The following is an 8,552-nucleotide window of genomic DNA, read 5'->3' on the forward strand; positions in this document are numbered from 1 at the left end:
GCCACTCAGGCGCCGGCGCAACTTTCAATTCGGTTCGCATACCGCGCGCCCACCAGCGAGGCATCAGCCAGGCGTCTGTTCCATCTGCTCAGCCTGCTGCCGCAACCACTCGCCGAACGCGACGATGCGCGGATCGGCCGCGGCGCTATCCGGATACACCAAGTGATAGGCATAGCCGCCGCCCATCGCCAGGCCGATATCGAACAGCCGCGCCAGACGGCCCTGGGCCAGATCGTTGCCGATCATGTCCAGATCGGCCAGACCGATCGCGCCGCTGTCGATGACCGACTGCACTACGAAGCCCGAATCGGGAAAACCGACGCAGCGGCGGTCGTCGAAGTCTTCGATCCCGGCGGCGGCCATCCACATGGACCAGTTCGGCCAGGTCATGTCGTCGGTCTTCCAGTCGACGTAGCACAGGGTGTGCTCGGCCAGGTCGCGCGGATGCTGCGGGCGGGCGTCGGATTGGAGCAGGGCGGGGCGGCACACGGCGACGATGGTGGTGTCGAACAAACGCTGCGCGCGGGTTTTCGGATAGCGGCCGGCGCCGAAGCGGATCGCGACGTCGACATCGTCGGTGTCGAAGTCGCGCAGCTCATCGCTGATGTCGAAGGTCAGTTCCAGTTCGGGGTGCGCCGCCTTGAGTTGCGGCAGCCGCGGCAGCAGCCAGTTGCTGGCGAAGCGCGCGCTCAGCGAAACGCGTAGTTGGGTCGTGCCGCGGTTGAGCCGGCGCGCGCGCGCGGCGGCGCGGTGCAAGGTGTCCAGCGCGGTGCGGGTGGCATCGTACAACTCGATGCCGGCGGCGGTGAGCTGGATGCTGCGGCTGGTGCGTACGAACAGCGTCAGCCCCAGTTGCTCCTCGATTTCCTTGATCTGGTGGCTGACCGCGGCCGGGGTCAGGCCGAGTTCGTCGGCGGCGCGGGTGAAGTTCAGATGCCGTGCGGCCGCTTCGAAGGTTCTCAAGGCGCGGGTGCCCGGCAACATGCGGTTCATCGATCTTCAAGCCGTGTTTGACGATCCGTCGAAAATTACTCGTTTTTCTCCGCGCTCTCAACGATGGATGATTTCGTCCATTCCCCACGCGCTTGCCGGGGTGTGGAAGAAACCTCGTTCGGCCGCGCAATCTTGGAGTTTCGAATGTCCCTTGTCGCCGATTCCTTCGTCGCCTTGCGCAACGGCCGTCCGGCCGATGCCGAGGATCTGACCCCGCTGGCGTTCGCCGGCTACGCTCACTTCACCGCCATGCAGGCGCGCGCCGGCCGGGTGCGCGGGCTGGACTTGCATCTGCGCCGCTTGCGCGCGGCATCGATGACGATGTTCGGCCAGGCCTTGCCCGACCAGCGCGTGCTGGCGCAGTTGCGTACGGCGCTGAACCACGGGCCGGAGAATGTGTCGCTGCTCGCCACCGTGTACTCGCCGACCGGCGAGTTCACCGCGAGCGATCCGTCGGCGCAATTGGATCTGCTGATCCGCACCAGCCCGGCCGCGTCCGGCCCGTCGGGGCCGCTGGCGTTGAGCGTGGTGGAGTACGAGCGTTACCTGCCGGCGATCAAGCACGTCGGCGAAGTGGCCAAGACCCATGCGATGCGGCAGGCGGCGCTGCAGGGTTTCGACGATGCCGCCTTCGTCGATCGGCACGGGCGTTTCAGCGAAGCCTCGATCTGGAATCTGGCGTTCTGGGACGGGCGGTCGGTGGTGTGGCCGCAGGCGGAGATGTTGGGCGGCACCACCATGGGCATCGTCCGCCGTCAGTTGCAGAACCTGGGCGTGGCCCAGCGCGAGCAGGAGATCCGCGCGGCCGATCTGGCCGACATGGCCGGCGCGGTGGTGATGAACTCCTGGACGCCCGGAGTGGCGGTGCATCGGATCGGCGACAGCGCGCTGCCGCCGGCGCCGGAGTTCCTGGAGTTGCTGCATCGTGCTTATCGCGCCGAGCCGGAGGTGGCGCCGTGACCGCGCGCTTCATCGCCGCGTCGGGCGGGGGCCGCTGACATGCACGCGCTCATCGTCGTTGCCCATCCCGATCCGCGTTCGCTCAGCCATGCCGTCGCCGCGCAGGTGAGTCAGGGCCTGCACGCGCGCGAAGGCGGGCACAGTGTCGAGATCGCCGATCTGGCCGCGGAAGGTTTCGACCCGCGCTTCGGCCAGGCCGATATCGCGGTGCATCTGCGGCTGGCGCAGCCGCCGGCCGATGTGCTCGCCGAGCAGGCGCGGATCGACCGCGCCGATGCCCTGGTGCTGGTGTATCCGGTGTTCTGGTGGTCGATGCCGGCGTTGTTGAAGGGCTGGATCGACCGGGTGTTCGCCAACGGCTGGGCCTACGACTTCGGCGAGGACGAACGACTGCACAAGCGGCTGCAGCGCTTGCCGGTGCATCAGCTCGCGCTCGGCGGCGCCGACGTGCGCACCTATGCGCGGCACGGCTACTTCGGCGCGATGAAGACCCAGATCGAGCACGGCATCTTCGATTACTGCGGCGCGCGCGTGCAGACTTCGGAATTGTTGCTCGGCTCGGACAGCGCGGACGTGCTGGCGAATTTGTGCAAGGCGCGGGAGATCGGCCGCGGTTTGTTCGATGCGCGGCGGCAGAGCCGCGCGGCGTGAGCGGCGAGGCTCACACCGGCAACGCGTAACTCTGCTTGACGATCTGGCTGGGCAGATCGGTCTTGACGTTCTGGATGCCGTTGGCGCGGGTCAGGTACTGGGTCTGGAAACGCCGGTACGCGTCGAGGTCTTCGACCACCACGCGCAGCATCGCGTCGCTCTCGCCGAGCATGATGTAGCACTCCATCACCTGCGGCAGCCGCTTCATCGCGTCGATGAAGCGCTCGATGGTGTCGGCGTCCTGCGCGGTCAACCAGACCCGGGTGAACAAGGTCATGCCGATGCCGACCTGGGCGGGGCTGAGCACGGCGACGTAGCGCTCGATCACGCCGGCTTCTTCCAGCAGGCGCACCCGGCGCAGGCAGGGCGAGGGCGACAGCCCGACTTCCTGGGCCAGTTCGGTGTTCTGCAGGCGGCCGTCGCGTTGCAGCGCGCGCAGGATGCGGCGGTCGATTTCGTCGAGTTTGGCCGGCATGGGGCTCTCCAGGGTTTCTCGGTTTATTGGCATCCAATGCCAATATATCGATAATTTTGGCAATCTTCGCAACCCGATTGCGCGGGCTGCGGCGTAGCATGCCCGGCATGGAACCGACCACCTTGCTCCTGTTCGCCGCGACCGTGCTGCCGCTGATCTGCACGCCCGGGCCCGACATGCTGTTCATCGCCGCGCAGGCGATCAACGCCGGCGCGCCGGCGGGATGGCGCGCCACCGCCGGGGTGTGCGCCGGTTACGGCGTGCACTCGTTGCTGGCGGCGTTCGGGTTGGCGGCGATCGTCGCGGCCTCGCCGGTGTTGTTCGAAGCCTTGCGTTGGATCGGCGTGGCTTATCTGGCGTACTTGGCTTTGCGATTGCTGCGCTCAGCGCTGCGCGCAGGTTCGGTGGAATGGAGCGAGAGCGGCGCGCGCGGCGCGCAGTTCAAGCGCGGGTTTCTGACCGCGGTGCTCAATCCCAAAGGCATGATGATTTACTTCGCGATCCTGCCGCAGTTCATGCGCCCGGAGGGTTCGGCCGCGCTGCAGGCGCTGGCGTTGTCGGCGATCTTCATCGGCTTGTGCGCGCTGGTGTATGCGTTGTTGAGCGCGGTGTTGGCGCTAAGCCGGCGTCGCTCCGGTACGGCCAGCGATCGCCGGCGGCGTTGGGTGGAAGGCGTGTCCGGCGGGATGGTCGCGGTCGCCGCCGCGGCCTTGGCCAAGAGCTGAGGCGGCTGGTTCGCGGCTCAGTTCGGGTCGGCGTCGAGCTCGGCCAGCAACGCGCGCACGGTCGGCGAGTTCGCCAACGCATCGCGGGTCAGCGCGTGGATGCGCCGGGTCAGCGGCGGGCCGGCGACCTTGCGCACCACCACGCTGCGCGCGTCGCCCGCCAGCGCGAAGCTCGAATCCAGCGCCATCGCCGGGACGAAACCCACGCCCAGGCCGTGGCCGACCATGTGCAGCAGCAGTTCGTAGTCGTCGGCGGTGTGGGCGATGCGCGGCGCGAATCCGGCGACGGCGCAGGCCCGCTCGGCCAGCAGGCTGTCGTCGCTTTGGCGCGAGCCGACGATCCAATCCTCTTGCGCAAGCGCTTGCAGCTTGAGCGGGCCCTCGTGCCCGGCCCAGCGTTGCGGCAGCGCCAGCATCACCGGTTCTTCCAACAGCAAGCGCGAAGTCAGGCCGGCGGGTTCGGCTCTGGGCACCAGGTTGTAAGCGAAGCTCAGCGCGAGTTGGCAACGTCCCTCGCGCACCGCGTCGATGGCGTCGTGCGATTCCAGTTCGCGCACCACGATGCGCAGACCCGGATGCCGGGTTTGCGCGCGCACCACCGCGGCCAGCAGGTGGCGTTTGCCGTAGCTGGAAAAGCAGGCGACATCGAGGGTGCCGACCGGGTGCGCGTCGGCGCCGCGCAGATCCTGCGCCGCGGCCTGCGCGGCTTGCAGGATGGTTTCGGCGTGCACCGCAAGGCGCTGGCCTTCCGCGGTCAGGCGTACCCGCCGGCCGATGCGTTCGAACAGGGCGACGCCGGCTTCGCGCTCCAGGGTCGCCAGTTGCTGCGACACCGCCGAGGAGGTCAGGTGACAGGCCTGGGCCACCGCGGTCATGGTCCCGCGGTGGGCGAGTTCGCGCAGCAGACGCAGGCGGGTCAGATCGAACATAAAGAAAATCTTACATCGAGCCTAAGATTTGTGAAGTAGACCTGCGCAAGGGCCGGGCCTAAGGTCGTCTCCGGATCGGTCCAGCCCGGGTTTTGAGCCGGCGACCGAGCCGTCTCGCGCGCCGCGCTACCTGCGGGCGCCTCCTACTTCGCGGACACACCGACATGCGCCGACTGACCTTGCTGGGCATTCCCAACGACGACAATTCCTCCTACCTCAAGGGCAGCGCCGAGGCGCCGGCGCTGATCCGCCGCGAACTGCACAGCGACGCTTACAGCATCTGGAGCGAAACCGGCGTCGACCTGGGCGTGCCGGGCCGGTTGGTCGATCGCGGCGACATCGATTTCGATGGCGACGGCGATCCCTGGGACGCGATCGAGCGTGAGGTCGGGCGGGCGTTGGCCTCCGGCGATCCGTTGATCTGCCTCGGCGGCGATCACGCCATCACCCATCCGATCGTGCGCGCGGTGCGCCGGCGCCATTCGCGCCTGACCATCGTCCACGTCGACGCCCACGCCGATATCTACCACGCCTACCAAGGCAACCAGCGCTCGCACGCCTCGCCGTTCGCGCGGATCATGGAAGAAGGTTTGGCCGATCGTTTGATCCAGGTCGGGCTGCGCACCATCAACGACGAACACCGCGCCCAGTTCGAGCGCTTCGGCGTGGAGGTGGTGACGGCCGCCGAATGGGGCGCGCAGTTGCGCTTGCGCATCGACACGCCGATCTATCTGTCGATCGACATGGACGGCATCGACCCCGCGCACGCGCCGGGCGTGTCGCACCGCGAGCCGGGCGGGCCGTCGCTGCGGCAAGTGATCGATCTGATCCAGAACCTGACCCAGCCGATCGTGGCGGCGGATATCGTCGAGTACAACCCGAGCCGCGACATCGCCGATCTGACCGCGGTGGCGGCGGCCAAGCTGGTCAAGGAAGTGGGCGGGAAGATGCTGGGCGGGGACAGGCTTGGTGCGGGCCGGCTTGGTACCGGCCGGCTGGGCGAGAAGTCGCTGGCGACCGCGCCGGATTGAACCCGGCGGCGTAGCGATCGAGAGCCGCCGATAAAACGGCTTGGCCTGCACTGGCAAGAGCAAGATCAAAATGGGTTCCGGCTTTCGCCGGAATGACGGTGGGTAAGTTGCGCGGTTTTGTCGGCGGCGCTTTGGCCTGCACTGGTAAGAGCAAGGTCAAAATGGGTTCCGGCTTTCGCCGGAACGACGGTGGGTAAGTTGCGCGGTTTTGTCGGCGGCGCTTTGGCCTGCACTGGCAAGAGCAAGGTCAAAATGGGTTCCGGCTTTCGCCGGAATGACGGTGGGTGAGTTGCGCGGTTTTGTCGGCAATGGCGGTGGGTAAGCTGCGCGGTTTCTGTCGGCGGCGCTAAGAGCGGTTTTGCGCCCGGCAGTAATCGCGCAGGTCGTCCGGCGACAAACCCGGGGCGAACAAGAAGCCCTGGCCGATGCTCACGCCCAGTTCGCGCAGAAACGCGCGCTGGCGTTCGCTTTCCACGCCCTCGGCGACCAGGCCCAGGCCGAGGCTGCGGGCGATGCCGGTGACCGCCTGGCAGACCGCGACGTCGGATTGGTTGTCGGGCACGCCCTGGACGAACAACTGGCTCAGCTTGAGGCCATGGATCGGCAGCCGGCGCAGGTAGTTCAGCGCGCTGTAGCCTTCGCCGAAATCGTCGATCGACAGGCTCACACCGAGCTCGCGCAAACGGGCGAAGGTGCGCACGGTGTCGGGCGCGTCCTCGATCAGCACCCGCTCGGTGAATTCCAGTTCCAGCGAGGTGCCGGTCAAGCCGTACTCCGACAGCGCGGCGGCGACGCTGTTGGCCAGATCGTCGCCGAGGAATTGCCGGTAGGAGACGTTGACCGCGACGCGTTCGATGGTCAGCCCGTCTTCGCGCCACTGGCGCAGTTGCCGGCAGGCCTCGTGCAACACCCAGCCGCCGATGCCGACGATGTCGCCGGTGGTTTCGGCGTGGTCGATGAAGCGGTCCGGGCGCATTTCGCCGAGCGAGCGGTTGCGCCAGCGGATCAGCGCTTCCACGCCGATCACCCGGCCGTCGTTGAGGTCCACCTGCGGCTGATAGACCAGATGGAACTCGTCGTTGTGCACCGCCCGGCGCAAATGGGTTTCCAGTTGCAGGCGGTGCAGTTGTTGCTCGGCCAGCTCCGGGGTGAAGGCCTGCCAGCTGTTGCGGCCGCGGCGTTTGCTGTCGTACATCGCCACGTCCGCGCTCTGGATCAGCTGCTGCGCAGTGCGCCCGTCCAGCGGCGCCTGGCTGATGCCGATGCTGGCGGTGATGCTGAATTCTTCGCCGTCGACCCGGAAGCTGTCGCCGAAGATGTCCAGGATCGCGTCGGCGACGCGTTCGCCGCGCGAGGGGTCGCCGTCGAGCGAACACACCACCAGGAACTCGTCGCCGCCGAAGCGGGCGATCTGGGCGTGGTCGCCGACCGCGTGACGGATGCGGCGCGCGGCCGAGGCCAGCAGGCGGTCGCCGGCGGCGTGGCCGAGCACGTCGTTGACCACCTTGAACCGGTCCAGGTCGATGTACAGCACCGCCAGCGGCGAATGCGGGTAGGTGTCCAGGCGCCGCTCCAGTTCGGCCTGGACCGCGTCGCGGTTGAGCAGGCCGGTGAGCGGATCGCTGCGCGCCTGGATGCGCAGGTGCTCTTCTTCGAGCTTGCGCACGGTGATGTCTTGCAAGGTGCCGGTGAGCACCTGGCGGACCGCGTCGCCGGCGCCGGCGTCGGCGATCGCGCGCACCCAGAAGCCGCTGCCGTCCGGGCGCAGGCCTTGCAGTTCCAGGTCGATGCCGCGGCCGCCGGCGAGGGTGCGTTCGAGCGCGTTGCGCAGGCGGTGGCGATCCAGCGGCTGCAGGCACTCGATCAGTTCCTCGATCCGCGCCGGCGCGGTGTCGCGGCCGAGAATGCGCGCGGCCTCCAGGGTCAGGTAGAGCCGGTCGCGGCCGGCGTCCCATTCCCAGCCGCCGATGTGGGCCAGCGCCTGGGCGCGGTCGAACAAGGCGCTGTCGCGCTTGAGTTCGGTGATGTTGGAGAACAGCGCGAACACTTGGTTGGGGCGGTTGCCGCCGGGCGGGAACTGCGGCACCGCGGTCACCGACAGCCAGATCAGCTCGCGGCGGTCGCGGTGGTACAGGCCCAGCACCGTGCTCTCGACGATGCGCCCGGTGCGCAGCGCGGTTTGCGAGGGGTAGTGTTCCGGCCGCAGTTCCTGGCCGTGTTGGTCGACCACCATCCAGTGGCCCGAGCGCAATTCGTCGGCGATGCTCTGGCCGTTGTGCAGCGACAGCAGGCGCATCGCCGCGCTGTTGGCGTAGATGATCCGCAGCGCCTGGTCTTGCACGATCACGCCGCGGTCGATCGACTCGACCAGCTCGCGGAAGCGCAGTTCGGTTTCGGCGCGGCTGCTCAGATCGCGGGCGACCGCGATGATCCGGCGCTTGCCTTCGAATTCGAACCCGGCCGAATGCACTTCCACCGGGAAGCGGGTGCCGTCGCCGCGTTTGTTGGTGACCTCGATGACGTAGGTGTCGCCGCGGTTGAGGATTTCCCAGACCGGCGCCAGATGATCGCGCGGCAATTCCGGATTGAGCACGTGGATCGGCTGGCCGACGATGTCCTCGCGCACGCGGCGGTGCGCGCGGGTGCCTTCGCGGTTGATCTCGACCACGGTGCCGTCTTCTTCCATCACCGTGACCAGATCGGGGATGGCGTCGAAGGCGGCGCGGTGCAGCGACGCGGATTCGCGCCGCAATGCGCTCAAGGCATCGCTCAGGGTGGCGCGCAACGC

Annotated in this window: 8 protein-coding genes; 4 read left to right on the forward strand and 4 right to left on the reverse strand. The window is 67.9% G+C overall.

The window, feature by feature from the left end:
• Positions 1-63: 63 nt before the first annotated feature.
• A complete protein-coding gene (locus tag V7787_RS51340; RefSeq protein ID WP_336095224.1) occupies positions 64-993 on the reverse strand; it encodes a LysR substrate-binding domain-containing protein in 930 nt (309 codons plus the stop codon).
• A gap of 144 nt (positions 994-1,137) precedes the next feature.
• On the opposite strand from V7787_RS51340, the gene V7787_RS51345 reads away from it, so the two are divergent.
• On the forward strand, positions 1,138-1,953 hold the full coding sequence (locus V7787_RS51345) for an aminotransferase class IV family protein (protein WP_336095225.1): 816 nt from the start codon (positions 1,138-1,140) through the stop codon (positions 1,951-1,953).
• 39 nt (positions 1,954-1,992) lie between these two features.
• Positions 1,993-2,604 (forward strand): NAD(P)H-dependent oxidoreductase, encoded by a 612-nt coding sequence (locus tag V7787_RS51350; RefSeq protein WP_336095226.1) that lies wholly within the window; start codon positions 1,993-1,995, stop codon positions 2,602-2,604.
• 10 nt (positions 2,605-2,614) lie between these two features.
• On the opposite strand, the gene V7787_RS51355 is transcribed toward V7787_RS51350, so the two are convergent.
• A complete protein-coding gene (locus V7787_RS51355; protein WP_336095227.1) occupies positions 2,615-3,079 on the reverse strand; it encodes an Lrp/AsnC family transcriptional regulator in 465 nt (154 codons plus the stop codon).
• A gap of 107 nt (positions 3,080-3,186) precedes the next feature.
• On the opposite strand from V7787_RS51355, the gene V7787_RS51360 reads away from it, so the two are divergent.
• A complete protein-coding gene (locus V7787_RS51360) occupies positions 3,187-3,804 on the forward strand; it encodes a LysE family translocator (RefSeq protein WP_336095228.1) in 618 nt (205 codons plus the stop codon).
• Between the two features lie 17 nt (positions 3,805-3,821).
• Here the strand turns inward: V7787_RS51360 and V7787_RS51365 are convergent, their stop codons facing one another.
• Complete coding sequence (locus V7787_RS51365; RefSeq protein ID WP_336095229.1) at positions 3,822-4,733, reverse strand: LysR family transcriptional regulator; 912 nt, start codon at positions 4,731-4,733, stop codon at positions 3,822-3,824.
• 164 nt (positions 4,734-4,897) lie between these two features.
• Here V7787_RS51365 and V7787_RS51370 point away from each other — a divergent pair, with 164 nt between their 5' ends.
• Complete coding sequence (locus V7787_RS51370; protein ID WP_336095230.1) at positions 4,898-5,764, forward strand: arginase family protein; 867 nt, start codon at positions 4,898-4,900, stop codon at positions 5,762-5,764.
• 346 nt (positions 5,765-6,110) lie between these two features.
• Here V7787_RS51370 and V7787_RS51375 read toward each other — a convergent pair.
• A partial coding sequence (locus V7787_RS51375; RefSeq protein ID WP_336095231.1) for a sensor domain-containing protein occupies positions 6,111-8,552 on the reverse strand: 2,442 nt, incomplete at its 5' end.

This window comes from Pseudomonas sp. CGJS7 (assembly GCF_036961695.1).